Origin of the sequence: Sphingomonas sp. Leaf198 (genome assembly GCF_001424005.1) — a bacterium.
In the GTDB taxonomy this organism is placed as follows: domain Bacteria; phylum Pseudomonadota; class Alphaproteobacteria; order Sphingomonadales; family Sphingomonadaceae; genus Sphingomonas.
Genome location: NZ_LMPX01000003.1, coordinates 569,600 through 587,206, shown reverse-complemented (window position 1 = coordinate 587,206; position 17,607 = coordinate 569,600). Strand labels below are relative to the sequence as shown.

14 protein-coding genes are annotated in these 17,607 nt (G+C 65.4%); 2 read left to right on the top strand and 12 right to left on the bottom strand.

Annotated elements, in window-relative coordinates; genetic code table 11:
* Positions 1-37 precede the first annotated feature (37 nt).
* From ASG20_RS15325 to ASG20_RS15295, 7 genes are read right to left on the bottom strand one after another with little or no spacing between them, the layout of a single operon-like run.
* The gene (locus ASG20_RS15325) at positions 38-571 is read right to left on the bottom strand and encodes a response regulator transcription factor (RefSeq protein WP_056054587.1); all 534 of its coding nucleotides are present in this window, start codon (positions 569-571) and stop codon (positions 38-40) included.
* On the bottom strand, positions 568-1,881 hold the full coding sequence (locus ASG20_RS15320) for an ATP-binding protein (RefSeq protein WP_056054585.1): 1,314 nt from the start codon (positions 1,879-1,881) through the stop codon (positions 568-570). The genes ASG20_RS15325 and ASG20_RS15320 overlap by 4 nt, the downstream gene beginning before the upstream one ends.
* Entirely contained in the window at positions 1,878-2,594 is a 717-nt protein-coding gene (locus ASG20_RS15315; protein WP_056054583.1) for an SURF1 family protein, read from the bottom strand. The genes ASG20_RS15320 and ASG20_RS15315 overlap by 4 nt, the downstream gene beginning before the upstream one ends.
* The gene (gene cyoD / locus ASG20_RS15310; RefSeq protein ID WP_056054581.1) at positions 2,594-2,977 is read right to left on the bottom strand and encodes a cytochrome o ubiquinol oxidase subunit IV; all 384 of its coding nucleotides are present in this window, start codon (positions 2,975-2,977) and stop codon (positions 2,594-2,596) included. Before cyoD ends, ASG20_RS15315 begins: the two co-directional genes overlap by 1 nt.
* Positions 2,974-3,612 (bottom strand): cytochrome o ubiquinol oxidase subunit III, encoded by a 639-nt coding sequence (gene cyoC, locus ASG20_RS15305; RefSeq protein WP_056054578.1) that lies wholly within the window; start codon positions 3,610-3,612, stop codon positions 2,974-2,976. The genes cyoD and cyoC overlap by 4 nt, the downstream gene beginning before the upstream one ends.
* 4 nt (positions 3,613-3,616) lie before the next feature.
* Positions 3,617-5,617 (bottom strand): cytochrome o ubiquinol oxidase subunit I, encoded by a 2,001-nt coding sequence (gene cyoB, locus ASG20_RS15300; RefSeq protein WP_056054575.1) that lies wholly within the window; start codon positions 5,615-5,617, stop codon positions 3,617-3,619.
* Positions 5,618-5,627: 10 nt separating this feature from the next.
* Positions 5,628-6,848: a ubiquinol oxidase subunit II gene (locus ASG20_RS15295; protein WP_056054572.1), complete on the bottom strand. Its 1,221-nt coding sequence runs from the start codon at positions 6,846-6,848 to the stop codon at positions 5,628-5,630.
* A 173-nt stretch (positions 6,849-7,021) separates the two neighbouring features.
* Between ASG20_RS15295 and ASG20_RS15290 the strand changes: the two genes are divergently transcribed.
* On the top strand, positions 7,022-8,353 hold the full coding sequence (locus ASG20_RS15290) for an MFS transporter (RefSeq protein ID WP_056054568.1): 1,332 nt from the start codon (positions 7,022-7,024) through the stop codon (positions 8,351-8,353).
* 296 nt (positions 8,354-8,649) lie between these two features.
* Here the strand turns inward: ASG20_RS15290 and ASG20_RS15285 are convergent, their stop codons facing one another.
* The 4 genes from ASG20_RS15285 to ASG20_RS15270 all read right to left on the bottom strand — a co-directional run bounded on the left by ASG20_RS15285 (position 8,650) and on the right by ASG20_RS15270 (position 14,170).
* Positions 8,650-9,849 carry an MFS transporter gene (locus ASG20_RS15285; RefSeq protein WP_056054566.1) on the bottom strand — a complete coding sequence of 400 codons (1,200 nt, stop codon included), beginning with the start codon at positions 9,847-9,849 and terminating at the stop codon, positions 8,650-8,652.
* Between the two features lie 98 nt (positions 9,850-9,947).
* Positions 9,948-12,107 carry a histidine kinase dimerization/phosphoacceptor domain -containing protein gene (locus ASG20_RS15280; protein ID WP_056054563.1) on the bottom strand — a complete coding sequence of 720 codons (2,160 nt, stop codon included), beginning with the start codon at positions 12,105-12,107 and terminating at the stop codon, positions 9,948-9,950.
* An 87-nt stretch (positions 12,108-12,194) separates the two neighbouring features.
* Positions 12,195-13,163, bottom strand: a complete 969-nt coding sequence (locus tag ASG20_RS15275; RefSeq protein ID WP_056054559.1) for a bile acid:sodium symporter family protein — start codon at positions 13,161-13,163, stop codon at positions 12,195-12,197.
* Complete coding sequence (locus ASG20_RS15270) at positions 13,160-14,170, bottom strand: adenosine deaminase (RefSeq protein WP_056054556.1); 1,011 nt, start codon at positions 14,168-14,170, stop codon at positions 13,160-13,162. The genes ASG20_RS15275 and ASG20_RS15270 overlap by 4 nt, the downstream gene beginning before the upstream one ends.
* A 133-nt stretch (positions 14,171-14,303) precedes the next feature.
* On the opposite strand from ASG20_RS15270, the gene ASG20_RS15265 reads away from it, so the two are divergent.
* Positions 14,304-15,239 (top strand): DUF808 domain-containing protein, encoded by a 936-nt coding sequence (locus ASG20_RS15265; RefSeq protein ID WP_056054553.1) that lies wholly within the window; start codon positions 14,304-14,306, stop codon positions 15,237-15,239.
* A 271-nt stretch (positions 15,240-15,510) separates the two neighbouring features.
* Here the strand turns inward: ASG20_RS15265 and ASG20_RS15260 are convergent, their stop codons facing one another.
* Positions 15,511-17,544: a S9 family peptidase gene (locus ASG20_RS15260; RefSeq protein WP_056054550.1), complete on the bottom strand. Its 2,034-nt coding sequence runs from the start codon at positions 17,542-17,544 to the stop codon at positions 15,511-15,513.
* Positions 17,545-17,607 lie beyond the last annotated feature (63 nt).

The following is a 17,607-nucleotide window of genomic DNA, read 5'->3' as shown; positions in this document are numbered from 1 at the left end:
TCGAACGACAACGCGCGCCTTCGGCGAAGCGTTGCGACTATTTTACCGGGCGCTTCTCGAGCTTTCGCGCGAGCGTGCGGCGGTGCATGCCGAGCCGGCGCGCGGTCTCGGAGATGTTGAAGTCGGTTTCGGCGAGCGTGGTGTGGATACGCTCCCATTCGAGCGTCTTGATCGAGGTCGGGCGCTCGGAGAGTTCTGTGTCGACGCTGCCCTCGGTGCGGTCGAACGCGGATTCGATGTCGTCGGTGTTCGAGGGTTTGACGAGGTAGTGCGACGCGCCGAGCTTGATCGCCTCGACCGCGGTGGCGATGCTGGCGAAGCCGGTGAGGACGACGACGAGGATCTCGGGGTCGTGCGCGTGGAGCGTCTGGACGCAGACCAGGCCGGACGCGCCGCCTAGCTTCAGGTCGACGACGGCGTAGCGGGGCGTGCGCTCGGCCAGTTGCTCGACGAGTTCCTCGTGGCTGGCGGCCTGCATCACTTCGTAGCCGCGGCGTTCGAATGAGCGGCGGAGCGTGCGGGCGAACGTCTCGTCGTCCTCGACGATCGCCAGGAGTTTGGTGTCCGTCATGACAGGGCAATCGCGGAGAGGGGCATGCGGATCGTGACTTCCGCGCCGCCGCCTTCGCAGTTCACGACGGAGACGCCGCCGCCGAGCTTGCGCATGACGTTGACCGCGAGGAACAGGCCGAGGCCGTGGCCGGGTTCGCGCTTGCTCGACTGGTAGGGTTTGCCGAAGCTCGCGAGGCGTTCGTCGCTGAAGCCGGGGCCGCGGTCGCGGACGATCAGCGCCAGGTCACCGTCGTTGCGTTCGCCGCGGAACGCGACCCAGTGCGGCGAGGCTTCGGCGGCGTTGTCGAGCACGTTGGCGATCACCTGTTTGAGCGCGGGGTCGGACACGACCTGCGGATCGTCGCCGACTCGGGTGGTATAGTCGAAATCGACCGACGGGTGCACCGCGCGCCATTCGTCGACGATCCCGTCGAGGAGCTGGTGGAGCGGCATGATCTCGGGGGCCTCGCCGCGCGCTTCGCCGGCGGACAGGAGGATGCCCGTGACGATCGCCTTGCAGCGCTGGACCTCGGATTGCATCTCGACGATCTCGGCCTGGAGGTCGGCGTCCTGCGCGAGCGTCGGCATGCGGCGCCAGTCGGCTAGGATCACGGCGATCGATGCCAGGGGCGTGCCGAGTTCGTGCGCGGCGCCGGATGCAAGCAGGCCCATGCGGACGATATGATCCTCCTCGGCGGCCTGCTGGCGAAGGTCGGCAAGGCGCGTGTCGCGGGCGCGCAAATTGCCGGTGATGCGGGTCATGAACAGCATCAGCAGCGTCGCGATCAGCATGAAGCAGAGCAGCGAGCCGATCGTGTAGAGCAGGAAATATTCGCCGCTGTAATCGGGGGGCAGGATCAGCGGGCGGTAATAGAGCGTGAGCACGCCGAAACACGCGGCGGTGACGGCGACGATCGCCCAGCTCGACCAGCGATCGAGCAGCACCGCGCCGAGCACGACGTGGAGCAGATAGAGCGAGATGAACGGGTTGGTCGCGCCGCCGGCGAGATACAGCTGCGTGGTGAGCAGGCCGACGTCGAACAAGAGTGCGAGCAGGAGCTGGATGTTCGCGCCCTTGCGCCAGCCGTAGAGCGGCATGCTGGCCAGGTTGAGGCCAACCGCCGCAGCGAGTGCTGCCATCATGGGGACTAGCGGAAGGTCGAAGCCGAGGCCGAAGCGGGCGAACAATATGGTGACGAACTGGCCGGCGACCGCGATCCAGCGCAGCGTCACGAGCTGGCGCATGTTGGCGTTGCCGGTCGCGTCGGTGCGCGCGGTCGCGAGCGCTAACCAGCGCTGCCAGCCTTGCCGTGCCGCCTCCGAGGTCATTCCGCTCCCCGCCGCTTCCGCGCATCCTGGCGGACGAACACGACGAACGCACCGACGGTCATCGCGGCGAGCGCGAACCACGTCAGCATGTAGACGAGGTGGTTGTTGGGGAAGGCGATGATCGTCAGGCCGCCGACCGGGGCGGAGGTGCCGGACTTGTCCGCGTCGACAAAATAGGGAGCGACGTTCGACAGGCCGCGCGCCTTGGCGATCGCGGCGACGTCGCGCGAATACCATTTGCCGGCAGCGGGATCGTTGTGGCGCAGGAAGCCTCCGCCGGGCTCGGTGATGCGGAGATAGCCGGTGATCGTGATGGGGCCGCTGGGCTTGGTATGCACGACACGTTGTTCGGGCGAGACGTAGCCGCGGTTGACGAGGACGGTGAACCCGCGATCCGTCCGCAACGGCGTCACGACCCAATAGCCGCTGCCGAGTGCAGTGGCTGCGCGGACCAGCGTTTCGCGATTGTTATCGAAAGTGCCGTCGAGCCGGATACGGCGATAAGCGTCGGTGGTGGCGGTGATCGCGTTCCAGGAGGCGGGTCCGGGCGGTGCGACCGGCGCGGCGTGCGAGCGCGCCGCGACCTGTTCGATCAGGTTGAGCTTCCAGGTGCGGCGCTCGACCTGCCAGATGCCGAGCGCCATGAACCCGGCGAACAGCAGCAGCGCGACCAGGCCTGCGACATAGACGGCAGGGCCCGGTCGCGTCTTCATCACATGTCTGCCGCGGCCTGCATCGGCATCATGTTCGTGTTCATGTGGTACATCACCCAGATCGATCCGCTGAGCGTGATGACGACGAGGATGATCGTGAAGATCAGCGCCATCATCGTCCAGCCGCCCTCCGACTTGCCGCTCATGTGCAGGAAGTAGATCATGTGGACGACGATCTGCGCGACCGCGAACACCATCACGACGAGCGCGGCTGTCGACGGATCCTTGAACGCGTCGGTCATGACGATCCAGAACGGGATCGCGGTCAGGATGACCGAGAGGAAGAACCCCTTGAGGTAGCTGCCACGCGTGCCGTGTGCTGCGCCGTTGTGATGATCGTGATCGGCGTGCGGATTGTTCGCCGGTGCTTGGGGGTCGCTCATCGTAGGGTGCCCATCAGATAGACGAAGGTGAAGACGCCGATCCAGATGACGTCGAGGAAATGCCAGAACATGCTGAGGCACATCAGGCGACGCTTGTTCGCGGCGATCAGGCCGTGCTTCTGAACCTGCACCATCAGCGTGACGAGCCAGATGAAGCCCATCGTGACGTGGAGGCCGTGCGTACCGACGAGCGTGAAGAACGACGACAGGAACGCGCTGCGGGTCGGGCCAGCTCCCTCATGGATGAGGGTGGCGAACTCGTACATTTCGATCGACAGGAAGCACAGGCCGAACAGGCCGGTGAACGCCAGCCACATCTGCATGACGCGCTGGCGACCTTCCTCCATCGACAGCATCGCGAAGCCGTAGGTGATCGACGAGAACAACAGCATCGCGGTGTTCACCGCCACCAGCGGCAGCTCGAAGATCTCCTTCGGGCTGGGGCCGCCGGCGTAGCTGTTGCCGAGCACGGCATAGGCCGCGAACAGTACCGCGAAGATGAGGCAATCGCTCATCAGATACATCCAGAAGCCCAGCATCGTGCTGCTGCCTTCCGGATGCTCGTGCTCGTCCAGCTCGTAGAACGAGACCTTCTCGGTCTCGTTCAGGCCGTCCTTCATCGGTATTGCGGACATCGCGTCAGGCTCCCTGGGTCGCGAGCTGGCGGGTGCGCGCGTCCTCGCTGGCGATCACGTCCTCGACCGGGATGTGGAAGTCGCGCTTGTAGTTGAAGGTGTGGAAGATCGTCGTCGCGAAGATGCCGACCAGCGTGAGCCCGGCGAGCCACCAGATGTACCAGATCATCGCGAACCCGAACGCCACGCTGAGGCCGGCGAGCACGACGCCCGTGCCGGTGCCGCTCGGCATGTGGATCGACTTGAAGCCGGTCACAGGCCGCTCGTGCTTGCGCTCCTTCATGTCGTACCAGGCGTCCAGGTCATGGACGATCGGCGTGAACGCGAAGTTGTACTCCGGCGGCGGCGACGAGGTCGCCCACTCCAGCGTACGACCGTTCCACGGATCGCCGCTGTGATCGGCCAGCGCCTCGCGGTTGCGGATGCTGACGAAGATCTGGAGCAGGAAGGCACCGATGCCGGCTGCGATCAGGGCTGCACCGAAGGCGGCGATGACGAACCAGATCTGCAGGTTCGGATCGTCGAAATAGCGCATCCGGCGAGTCACGCCCATCAGGCCGAGCACGTAGAGCGGCATGAACGCGAAGTAGAAGCCGACCACCCAGCACCAGAACGATACCGTGCCCCACTTCTTGTCCAGCTTGAAGCCGAACGCCTTCGGGAACCAGTAGTTGATACCGGCGAACATGCCGAACAGCGTGCCGCCGATGATCACGTTATGGAAATGCGCGACCAGGAACAGCGAGTTGTGCAGCACGAAGTCGGCGGGCGGCACCGCGAGAAGCACGCCGGTCATGCCGCCGATCGTGAAGGTCACCATGAAGGCGATCGTCCACATCATCGGCAGTTCGAACCGGATCCGGCCCTTGTACATCGTGAACAGCCAGTTGAAGATCTTGGCCCCGGTCGGGATCGAGATGATCATCGTGGTGATGCCGAAGAACGAGTTTACGCTCGCGCCCGACCCCATCGTGAAGAAGTGGTGCAGCCAGACGAGATAGGCGAGGATCGTGATGACGAGCGTCGCATAGACCATCGAGCTGTAGCCGAAGAGGCGCTTGCCCGAGAAGGTCGAGGTGACTTCCGAGAAGATGCCGAACGCCGGCAGGACCAGAATGTAGACCTCGGGGTGACCCCAGATCCAGATCAGGTTGACGTACATCATCGGGTTGCCGCCCGAGTCGTTCGTGAAGAACGCGGTGCCGATGTAGCGATCGAGCGACAGCATCGCGAGCACGGCGGTCAGCACCGGGAAGGCGGCGACGATCAGGATGTTGGTGCAGAGCGACGTCCAGGTGAAGATCGGCATCTTCATCATGGTCATGCCGGGTGCGCGCATCTTGACGATGGTCGCGACCAGATTGACACCGGACAACAGCGTCCCGATGCCCGCGATCTGCAACGCCCAGATATAGTAATCGACACCGACGTCCGGCGAATACGCCAGTCCTGAGAGGGGTGGCATCGCGAGCCAGCCGGTCCGCGCGAACTCACCGATAAACAGCGACATCATGACGATTACGGCACCCGCCGCAGTCATCCAGAAGCTGAAATTGTTGAGGAACGGGAACGACACGTCGCGCGCACCGATCTGGAGCGGGACGACATAGTTCATCAGGCCCGTGACCAGCGGCATCGCCACGAAGAAGATCATGATCACGCCGTGTGCGGTGAAGACCTGGTCATAGTGATGCGCGGTCAGGTATCCTTCGGACCCGTTGAACGCCATCGCCTGCTGCGCGCGCATCATGATCGCGTCGGAGAACCCGCGCAGCAGCATGACGATCGCCAGGATGATGTACATGATGCCGATCTTCTTGTGATCGACGCTCGTGAACCACTGGTTCCACAGATAGCCCCAGACCTTGAAATAGGTCAGCGCGGCGACGAGCCCGAGGCCGCCGATCGCCACCATCGCGAAGGTGGCGACGACGATCGGTTCGTGCAGCGGCAGCGACTCCAGGGTCAGGCGGCCGAAGATAGTCTTCAACAGGGTGTCGTTCATGATGGTTTCTCTAGCCGTTCGCGACGGGGCGCGTGCCCGGCATGGTGGAGGGGGTCAACATCGTGTGATTGCGGTTGGACTGCGAGCCGGGCGCGCTGTTGGCGCCGTCCTGTTTTATGTCGGCCGGCGCGGTCCAGTGGTTGCCGCTTCCCTTTTCGTTCGCGTCCTTGAGCAACGCGCCCTTGACGCGCTCCGAGGTTTCCTGCGGGCCCTTGCCGCCATTGACCCCAGGCATCGCCATGCCGGCGTGCGAGTCCCCCCCGCCTTTGCCGCCGTGCATCATCTGCGACATGCAGACCTTGCCGGGCTGGACGCACTGTTCGACGACCAGCTTGAACATGTTCGGCTCGACCGCATTGTAATAGCGAACCGGGACCTTCTCGCTCGGCTTCTCCAGCTGGAGATAGCTGGCGCGATTGAGGCCGCCCCCGCGCTGCTTGACCTGGTTGACCCAGGCCTGGAAGCCCGCGTCGCTGACGCCGTGGAAGCGGAAGCGCATCCCCGAGAAGCCCGCGCCGCTATAGTTGGACGAGAAGCCCTCGTAGTTGCCAGGCTTGTTGATCACCGCGTTCAGCGTCGTCTGCATGCCCGGCATCGTGTAGATCATGCCGGCGAGCGCAGGGATGTAGAACGCGTTCATCACCGACGACGAGGTCATCTGGAAACGAATCGGACGATCGACCGGCGCGGCCAGTTCGTTGACCGTGGCGATGCCGTATTCCGGATAGATGAAGAGCCACTTCCAATCGAGCGCGACGACCTGCACCTCGAGCGGCTTGCCGACGCCGTTCGCCAGCTGCTGCTTGTCGACCAGGTTGCCGACCGGCACGTTGTTCGCGAGCGTCGGCGCATCGGGCTTGATCCGACCGAGCGGACGGTACGGATCGAGCAGATGCGTGCTGGTCCAGGTCAGCGCGCCAAGCGCGATGATGATCAGCAGCGGGATGCCCCAGATCAGCAGCTCGAGACCGACCGAGTGATCCCAGTTGGGCTCGTACTTGGCGGTCTTGTTCGACTGGCGATAGCGGAACGCGAACAGCAGCGTGAGGATGATCACCGGCACGATGATCAACAGCATCAGCCCGGTCGCGATCAACACGAGATCGCGCTGTTGCACTGCGATATCGCCCGAAGGCGACATCACGACCCAGTTGCAGCCGCTGGTGAGCAGCGCAAGCGGCAGCACGGCCAGCCATTTTTTCGCGCGGGAAACGGTTTTCTCAACGATCATGCGGATCCCCTACGCCTCGCTTTCGCCGCGCTACAGTGGACAATTTGTCCAATGGGCGCTGCACTGCAACATCGGCATGGCTTTATCGTTACCGGGGGTAGCATAGATTGCCCCTGCCCGCATCCGCCAGAACAGCGTATGATGGGTTCGCGCCCTGAAGAGCGAGTTGAAGAATGAGTGCAAACACAGTCCCCGAGACGAGCTTCGAAGCCGATGCTCGCAGTATCCACAGCGACGGCGAGCACGTCACGCCCGGCGTGATCGCGATCGGCGTGGTGATCGGCCGCACCTCGGAATTCTTCGACTTCTTCGTGTACGCGATCGCCTCGGTGCTCGTGTTCCCGACCCTGGTCTTCCCGTATGTCGACCGGTTGCAGGGCACGCTGTATTCGTTCGCGGTGTTCGCGCTGGCGTTCATCGCCCGCCCGATCGGCTCGATCATCTTCATCGCGGTCGATCGCGCCTATGGCCGCAGCGTCAAGCTGACGATCTCGCTGTTCCTGCTCGGCACCTCGACGGTCGCGATGGGGTTCATCCCCGGCTATGATCAGGTCGGCAACTGGTCGGTCGCGATCCTCGCGCTGCTGCGCATCGGCCAGGGCGTCGCGCTTGGCGGCGCGTGGGATGGTCTCGCCTCGCTGCTGTCGCTGAATTCGCCGGAAAAGCATCGCGGCTGGTACGCGATGCTGCCGCAGCTCGGCGCGCCGATCGGCCTGCTGGTCGCGAGCGGCCTGTTCGCGTTCTTCGTCGCCGCGTTGCCGACCGAAGATTTCTTCGCCTGGGGCTGGCGTTATCCGTTCTTCGTGGCGTTCGCGATCAACGTCGTCGCATTGTTCGCGCGCCTTCGTCTGGTGGTAACGCCCGAGTTCGAAGACATGTACGCCAAGCGCGAGCTCGAGCCGGCACCGGTCGTCGAGACCGTGCAGTCGCAGTGGAAGGCGATCTGGCTCGGCTCGTTCGTCCCGCTCGCGAGCTTCGCGCTGTTCCACATGGTCACGGTGTTCCCGCTGTCGTGGGTCGTGTTGTTCACACGCGAGTCGGCTGGTCGCTTCCTCGTGGTCGAGGTGATCGGCGCGATCATCGGGATCGGTGCGATGCTGGTGTCCGGGCTGCTCGCGGACCGGTTCGGACGTCGCACGATGCTCGGCACGATCGCGGTGCTGATCGCGCTGTTCGCGATCGCCGCACCGTCGCTGCTCGATGGCGGCGAGATCGGCGAGCGCCTGTTCATGGGCATCGGCTTCCTGCTGTTCGGCCTCTCGTTCGGCCAGTCCTCGGGCGCGATCGCCTCGAGCCTGTCGCCGCAGCATCGTTATACCGGCTCGGCGCTGACGACCGATCTGGCGTGGCTGTTCGGTGCCGGGTTCGCTCCGCTGGCGGCACTGCTGCTGACGAGCAAGCTGGGGCTGGCGGCGAGCGGCGCGTATCTGTTCTCGGGCGCGGTGTTCACGCTGATCGCTCTGGGTCTGAACAAGCAGCTGGCGAAGCGCGACATCGCGCGGTGATTGGTCGGGGCTGACGGACGAGGCGATCGGCCCCATCCGAACGATTGGCACCATGAGCACCACCCCGGCGAAGGCCGGGGCCCAATTGGTAAGGCTGCGGTAACGGAGCGCTGCCCCTAGTTTGCACCGTCTTCCAATTGGGCCCCGGCCTCCGCCGGGGTGGTGGCAACTTGGTAGGATCGGAACGTCCCCACAAGAACCGTTCCCCCGCGAAGGCAGGGGGCCAGGAGCCACCAGCGCCACCGCCTGTAACCCTGGGCTCCCGCCTTCGCGGGAGAGCAGTAGTTAGCGGGCCATCACGAAACCCGCCGGCGATCCAGTCCCCAGGACACCGCCCAAATCGCAAACCCGCCTAGCGCGAGCGCGGTCCCGACCCAGCCGGTCGACGGCAGCCCATACCCGCCCGCAATCGCCAGCCCGCCAAGCCACGGTCCAAGCGCATTGGCGGTATTGAACGCGGAATGGTTCAGCGCCGCCGCCAAGGTCTGCGCCTCCTCCGCGACATCCATCAGTCGCGTCTGCAGGATTGTCGACAACCCGCCCCCGCACCCGATCAACACCACCACCGGCAGCATCGCCCACAGATGCGGCGTCGCGGGCGCATAGAGCGCGAGCGCCCCTGCCCCGAACAGCAACGTGATCCCCGCCGCCGGCATCAGCGCAACGTCCGCCGCTTTCGCGCAGACCAAAGTGCCGATCGTCATCCCGACGCCGAACAATGCGAACGCCACGGGCGTGAACGCGGACGATACGCCCGTCACTTCGGTCAACGTCGAGGCGAGATAGGTGTAGACGCAGAAGATCCCGCCGAACCCGACCGCGCCGATCGCCAGCGTCAGCCACACCTGTCCGTTGCGCAGTGCTGCGAGTTCGCCCAGCGGGCTCGCATCCTTGGCAGGGCGCAGGACCGGCGCGAACCGGAACAGCATCGCCACCGTCGCGGCCGCGATGATCGCGACGATCCCGAACCCCCAGCGCCAGCCGAACCACTGGCCGATGCCGTTCGCCAGCGGCACGCCAGCGATCGTCGCGATCGTCAGCCCGAGCATCATCCGCGACACCGCGCGCGATCGCTTCTCGCGCGGCACCATCGACGCCGCGACAAGCGATCCGACGCCGAAATACGCGCCATGCGGCAGGCCGCTCAGGAACCGGGCTAGCAGCATCAGGTGATAGGTCGGCGCGAGCGCGGATAGCCCGTTGGCGATCCCGAGAAACGTCATCAACCCGATCAGCAGCACCCGCCGCTCGATCTTCGCCGCCAGCACCGCGATCATCGGCGCACCGACCACCACCCCGAGCGCATAGGCGCTGATGACGTGCCCCGCGGTCGGCTCGTCGATCCCAAGCCCACGTGCGAACTGCGGCAACAGGCTCATCGCCGCGAACTCGGTGGTCCCGATCGCGAAGCCGCCTACCGCGAGCGCAAGCAATGCGAGCCGCGCATTGACCTGAGGAGCGGCGGAGTCGGCAACGGTTTGGTCGGTATCGATCATGCGGCTCATTTCGCAGGTGCAGCATAACGCTTCAACCCGCGGGTGCCCGAGCAAATATCAGCCGCGCCCAAGCGTGCGTTCGCCGCCAACCCGCCCGATCAGACAGTATCGACGATCGGCGCGGTCATGATCACGCGCAGGCCGGGCATGTTGTCGTCATGCTCAATCGTGCCGGACAGCCCGGCGACGATCGCGTTCATCATCCGGCTGCCGAACCCCTCGCGCGTCCCGACCTTGCCTGATCCGTCGTCGGCGACGATCAGGCGGAGACGGTTGCGATGCTGTTCGAGCGCGATCAGGATCGGCCCGGGCTGCCCGCCATAGGCATATTTGCTGGCGTTGATGACGAGTTCGGTGAGGACCAGCCCGATGTTCACCGCACGGTCGGTCGGCACTAGGATCGGCGCGAGATCGAGCCGGATCTGCGCCGCCCAGTCCGCGCCGAGCGAGGTCTTCATGTCGCCCGCCAGCTCCTCGAGATAGCGCGAGAGATCGACCGACTCGACCTGATCGTCGCGGTAGAGCCGGCGATGCACCAGCGCGACCGCGGAAAGCCGCGCCTGCGCCTCGGCGAGATGCTCCTTCACCTTGGCATCGTCCGACGCCTTCGCCTGGAGCGCGAGGAACGCGGCGACCAGCTGGAGGCTGTTCTGGACGCGGTGGTTGACCTCCTTCATCAGGACGTCCTTCTGCGCGATCAGCACGTCCTTGTCGGCAAGCGTGCGCTGGAGATCGGCGTTGAGCAGGCGCAGGCGCTGGTTGATGTGCGCGTCGTGGAACGCGCGACGCAGACGGTGCGCGGCCTCGATCTCCTCCAGCGTCCAGCGGCGCGATCGGCCCGACACGACCTGGGTCCAGGACTGGAACGAGGTGCGCGGAGTCAGCACCGCGGTCGGATCGAGCGACACCGCCTTGTGCGGATTGCCCGCCCATTCGACCTCCTCGGCCTGTTCGGCGCGGAACCAGAACAGCATCGCACCATCGTCGATCAACGGCATCGCCAGCACCCCACTGGCGCAGGCGCGATAGGCGTCCGCACGCGGCAGCAGCGAGGGGAGCTCGTGCGTCGCCAGCGGTTCGATCCCGCTGCGCGCGCAGACCCAGGCGACGAGATCGCGGATTTCGTCGTGCGCGGGGCAGACGCCGTCGGTGTCGACGATCGTCCCCTGCACGAACGCGAATCCGTCCGCGTCGAGCATCCGCCGCAGGTCGTCGCGCAACGTCACGACGATGCTGCGCGGCGCCGGTTCGGTCGCGAGCTTGGCGACGACCGCGTCCTCGGCGCCGCGCAGCCGCAGCCGTTCGCGGTAGATCTCGGCCTCTTCCTTCGCGCGGATCTGGCGTGCCAGCCCGCTTGCCAGTGTCGCCGATGCAGCGCGGACGTCGGGGCTCAGGCCGCGCGGCGTGGCGTTGTGGCAGGCGATCAGGCCCCAGAGCAGCCCGTCCTTGACGATCGAGATCGACGCGGACGCCGCAACTTCCATGTTGGCGAGATAGCGCAGGTGGATCGGCGACACACTGCGTACCGTCACGTCGCTCAGATCGAGCGTCTCGAACCCAGCGGGACGCAGCACGGCGGGCGCATAGTCGATCGTCGGGATCGTCCGCGTGCGGTTGCGGACGTATAGCGCGCGCGCCTGCTTCGGGATGTCCGATGCCGGGAAATGATGGTTGAGGAAGGTGCCGAGGCCGGTGGACTTGTCCTCCGCCACGACGCGTCCGGCGTCGTCGTCGAGGAAGCGATAGATCATCACCCGGTCGAACCCGGTGAGCTGGCGGAACGCGATGGCGGCGCGGTCGCACAGCGTGCTCAGATCGGTCGCGCGCTCGAACATCGTGATCATCGGATTGAGCCGACCGAGCATCTGCGTGGCGGTCATCGGCGCGGCCTCGACCGGCTCGAGCTCGGCCAGCAAATAGTCGCCGCTGCGGTGGATCGTCACCTCGAAGCGTTCGGTGGATCCCATTACCGGATCGCCGACCATCCCCCCCGGCCCCACGTCGTCCGCCGGCACGGCCTGCGCCAACACCTGCGCAAGATCGGCACCGAGCCACTCTGCCGCCAGCCGCCCTTCGATATCGCCCGCCCCCGCGACGATCGTCAGCGAGATCGGATCGGCGACCAGCAACAGGCCGTGCGGCTGGATCGAACCGGGAATGTGGATCGGCTCGCGGTCGCACGCGGTCAGGTCCAGCCCGCTGTCCTGGGTCTGCGCCTGATCGAGCGCAGTAGCGTCTACATCGTTCTGCGCAGTCATCGGCCAAGGCCCCCTAGTCAGCAAAACCGCTGTGGCGGTCATTGCGGAACAAAGCAAATACCCTCGCAATGGGCCTATTGATCAGGATCAGGACGGCGGCGCGGACTCAGCATAGCGCCGGGCGATCACCGCGCAGGCGATCAGTTGCAACTGGTGGAACAGCATGACGGGCAGCAGGATCACGCCGACCTGCGCGGGCGGGAACAGCACGCCCGCCATCGGCACGCCCGACGCGAGACTCTTCTTCGAACCGCAGAATTGCAGCACGATCGCATCCTCGCGGGGCAACTTCATCAACCGCGCGACGGCAAACGTCAGCCCGAGCACGAACGCGAGCAGCGCAGCGCACAGCAGTCCGATCAGGATCAGGTCGCCGATCGACAATTTGGTCCACAGCCCCTCGACCACCGCGGCACCGAACGCGCTGTAGACGACCAGCAGGATCGAGCCGCGATCGACCACCGTCAGCAGGCTCTTGTTGCGCGTCACCCACGCGCCGATCCAAGGCCGCAACAGATGCCCGGCGACGAACGGCACGAGCAGCTGCAGTACGATCGCCTCGATACTCTCGATCGAGATCCCGCCGCTGCCCGATGTGTTCATCAGCAGCGCGACCAGCGCCGGCGTGACGAGAATACCGAGCAGGTTCGAGAACGACGCGCTGCACACCGCCGCCGCGACATTGCCGCGCGCAATCGCGGTGAAGGCGATCGAGGACTGCACGGTCGAGGGGAGCAGCGTCAGGAATAACACCCCGGCGGCAAGCGGCCCGGTCACGAACGGCAACGCGGTCAGCCCCAGCCCGAACAAGGGGAACGCGACGAAGGTGATGGCGAGCACCGCCAGATGCAGCTTCCAGTTGCGCAGGCCCGCCCAGATCGCATCGCGCGACAGCTTCGCGCCGTGGAGGAAGAACAGCAGGACGATGCCGATATCCGCCGCATAGCCGACGATCGTCGCCATCTCGCCGCGCGCTGGCAGCAGGCTCGCCAGCACGACGGTGCCGAGCAGCATCAGGATGAACGGCTCGAAGACCGCGAGGAACCGCCCGATCATGGATGCGCCTTCACATAGGCGTCGAGCGTCGCGAGATGGCCGCTGAGCGCGTCGTCATCCAGGAAACTGCCGAGAAAGCTGTTGCGCGCGAGCGTTACGACCTGCTCGCGAGACAAGGTCTTCGCCCGCGCCGTCTGGCGGAAATTCTCGCCGATATAGCCACCGAAATACGCCGGATCGTCCGAATGGATCGTCGCGCGCAGGCCGATATCGAGCATCCGGTCGATCGGATGGTTCTCCAGCCGGTCGACGTTGCGCAGCGCGACGTTCGACAACGGGCACACGGTAAGCGTCATCGCATCGCGTGCGAGGCGCGCGACCAAGGCCGGATCCTCCAGCGCGCGGTTGCCGTGGTCGATCCGATCGACCTGGAGGATGTCGAGCGCCTCGTGGATATAGGCGGGCGGGCCCTCCTCACCGGCATGCGCGCACAGCATCAGCCCGGCATCCGCCGACGCCGCAAACACGCGCGCGAACTTCGATGGCGGATGGCCGACTTCGGACGAATCGAGCCCGACGCCGATGAACTGGTCGAGCCACGGCTCCGCCTGCGCGAACGCCTTGAACGCGTCCTCCTCGTCGAGATGGCGGAGGAAACTCATGATCAGTCCGACCGACATGCCGTGCTTGGCCTGCGCTTCGTCGATGCCGGCGAACAGACCGCGCGCGACGACGTCGAACGGAATGCCGCGGTGCGTGTGCGTCTGCGGATCGAAGAAGATCTCGGCATGGACCACGCCGTCCTGCGCGACGCGATCGAAATAGGCGACTGCGAGATCGCGGAAATCTTCCTCGGTCTGGAGCACCGCGGCGCCCGCGTAGTAGATGTCGAGGAACGTCTGGAGATTGGTGAAGCTGTACGCGGCGCGAACATCCTCGACGCTCTTGAACGGGATCGCGACCTTGTTGCGCTCGGCCAGCGCGAACATGAGCTCGGGCTCGAGACTACCTTCGATGTGGAGGTGGAGCTCGGCCTTGGGCAGGTTCGTGATGAAGTCGTCTGTCATAGCGGATCCTGTCGCTTGGGTCGCGGTGGCTGCAACCATTCCGCCCGCCACGCACTACCGCAAGTGCGAAAGCCGTTGCATGACAATCCTGTCACGTTACCGAGCGCCGATACTTACGCGAAGGACACCATCGATGCCGACAGGATTGGTCGCACTGCTCGACGACATTGCCGGGATCACCAAGCTCGCCGCCGCCAGCCTCGACGATATCGCCGCGACCACCGGCAAGGCGGGCAGCAAGGCGATCGGCGTGGTGGTCGACGATGCCGCCGTGACGCCGCGCTACATGGTCGGGTTCGAGCCCAAGCGCGAACTGCCGATGATCGGGAAGATCGCGCTAGGATCTTTCCGCAACAAGCTGGTCTTCATCCTGCCCGCCGCGCTGGCGTTGAGCGCGTTCGCACCGTGGCTGCTGACACCGCTGCTGATGATCGGCGGTACGTATCTGTGCTTCGAAGGCGCGGAGAAGATTCTCGAGGCATTCGGCGGCGGCCATGCCGAGGAGGTCGTCGCCGAGCCGGTCGATGCCGCGACGCTAGAGGCGCAGAAGGTTTCGGGCGCGATCCGCACCGACTTCATCCTGTCGGCGGAGATCATGGTGATCGCACTGTCGGACGTGGCGACCAAGCCGATCTGGGAGCAGGCGATCGTGTTGGCGCTGGTCGGGATCGTCATCACGATCGGCGTGTACGGCGTGGTCGCGCTGATCGTGAAGATGGACGATATCGGGCTGCATCTGGCGCAGCGCAGCAGTGCGGCGGTGCAGGCGATCGGGCGTGGCTTGGTGAAGGGGATGCCGATCGTGATGTCAGCGCTGTCGGTGATCGGGACGGCGGCGATGGTGTGGGTTGGCGGGCAGATCATCGTTCACGGGATCGAGGAGTTCGGGCTTACGACGCTGCCGCACTGGATCCATGATACGGCTGAGGCGGCTTCGCATGCGGTGCCGTTCGCCAAGGGGGCGGTGAACTGGGTGATGAACGCGTTCTTCTCGGGGATCGTCGGGCTGATCCTGGGCGGCGCGATCGCGCTGGGGCTCCATGCGGTGAAGAAGCCGAAGGCACACTAACCGGGAGAGCGTTGTCCGCTCTAAACCTTGTTCTCCCGCGAAGGCGGGAGCCCAGTCTGGGTCCCCGCCTTCGCGGGGAAACAAGTCGCGCCTAGTTATAAGACGCTACCACCACAAAACACCAGCCCGGCGAAGGCCGGGGCCCAATTGGGGAACGGAGGTAACGATGGACAGCCCGTCGTTACTGCGACCTTTCCAATTGGGCCCCGGCCTTCGCCGGGGTGGTGCTCATCCGCCGGGGTGGCGGTATCGGGAGGGAAAGAGGCAGCCCCTACTTAGCCGTCCACTTCCCCATCCAGCCCAGCACTTCCCCATACCATTGCCGCGAGTTCTTCGGCTTCAGCACCCAGTGGTTCTCCCCCGGGTTCACCAGCAACCGCGACGGGATCCCGCGCCGCTGCAATGCGGTGAACGTCGCCAGCCCCTGCGTGTACGGAATGCGGAAGTCCTTCTCGCCGGTGATCACCAGCATCGGCGTCTTCCACTTGGTGACGTAATTGACTGGGTTCCATTTCTCGAACGCCTGCGGGTCCTCGTAATAGGCTTTCCCGCCATGCTCCCACTCGTCGAACCAGAGTTCCTCGGTCTCGTACGCCATCGCGCGCGCGTCGAAGACGCCGTCATGCTGGACGATGCACTTGAAGCGATCGGGCCACTGCCCCTCGATCCAGTTCATCATATAGCCGCCGTACGACGCACCGAGCGCACACGCATTGTCTGCATCGAGCCACGCGAACTTGTCGGTCGCGGCAGCCAGTCCCTTCTTCAGATCCTCAAGCGGCCAGCCGCCCCAGTTATTGCTGATCGCGTCGGTAAAGCCCTGCCCGTAGCCGGTCGACCCATGGAAATCGACCGCGACCAGACCATAGCCCGCGCCGGCGAACACCGCCGGGTTCCAGCGATACGACCAGCTGTTGTTGCTCGATCCCTGCGGGCCCCCGTGCACCATGTAGGCAACCGGGACCTTCCCCGTGGAGCCGTACGGCTTCACCGCATAGCCCCAGACGGTGTCCGCGTTCGCGCCCTTGAAGTTGAACCGCGTGACCGTCGGCATGTCGATCCCGGCAAGCTTCGTCGCGTTGACCTGCGTTAGGCGCTGCGGTGTGCCGGTGCCCGCGACACGGTAGAAATCGGCGGGTGCGGTGAGGCTGTCGATCGCCACCACAGGCCCCCGCGGCGTAATCGCGACCGCGCTAACGTGACCCTCCTGCGTTAGCCGCGTGACCGCACCGCTCGTCGCATCGACCCGGAACAGCGGCGTCTCCTGCGTGTCGTCCGCCGTCACGTAGAGCGACTTCGAGTCCGGCGCCCACGCGATCGAGCCGACCGACCGGTCCCAGCGCTCGGTCAGCGACACCGTCTTGCCGCTGGCGATATCGCGCAGCGTCAGCACCTGGCGATCCGCCTCGAACCCCGGCCGGCGCATCGCGAAATAGGCGAGGGTGCGACCGTCGGGCGATACCGTCGGAAGGTTGTCGGTCGCCTTGTTCCCCGCGGTCAGGTTGACCGGTGCCGCCGAGCCGTCCGCGGGTACCGAGAAGATGTCGAGATTGGTCGACAGCGCCTCGATCCGGCCGGCTTCGCGCAGCGCAAAATAAACGGTGCGGCCGTCCGGGCTCCACGACACTTCCTCGCCGCCGCCGAACGGCTTTGATGGCGCATCGCCGACCAGCGCGCCAACCAGCGGAACGCCGTTCCCGGTTGCACCCGCGGCGGTCAGCGGCAACACGAACAGCTGCGACCGCGTGCCGTCGGCCCATGTATCCCAGTGTCTAACGAATAGCTGGTCGTACGTCCGGCCCGCGCCTGCGTTCGGATCCTTCTTCACCATCGCCGGCTCGAGGCTCGGCGCGCCGGGATTGCGATCCGCCCAGACGAGCAGCTTGTCGCCTGTCGGCGCGACCTTGAAGCCGCTGAACCCGCCCTTGAAACTCGTCAGCTTGCGCGGCGTGCCGCCCGTGACCGGCACCGACCAGACCGCATCTTCACCCCCCTTGTCCGACGTGAAATACACGGTGTTGCCGACGATCTGCGGGTCGTTCTCGTTGACCTGCGGATCGGCGAGCAGCTTCACCGGCGCCGCGCCCGGCTTGCTCAGGTCGAGCCGCCAGAGATCGTAGCGCCCCTTGTTCGCCGCGAGATCGGTCTCGCGCTGTGCCCAGACGAGCCAATGCCCGTCCTGCGACGCGGTCGGCGCACCGACGCGGCTGAGCATCGTCACGTCGTCGATGGTGAGTTGCCGGGCGGCGGCAGGGGCACTCGCAAAGGCGAGCACGGCGAGGCTGGCGGAGAGCATGATCTTCATGCGCGTGTGATAGGACGCATGCGGGATTATGCGCAATCACCGGGGTTTGGTGGCGGATCGATT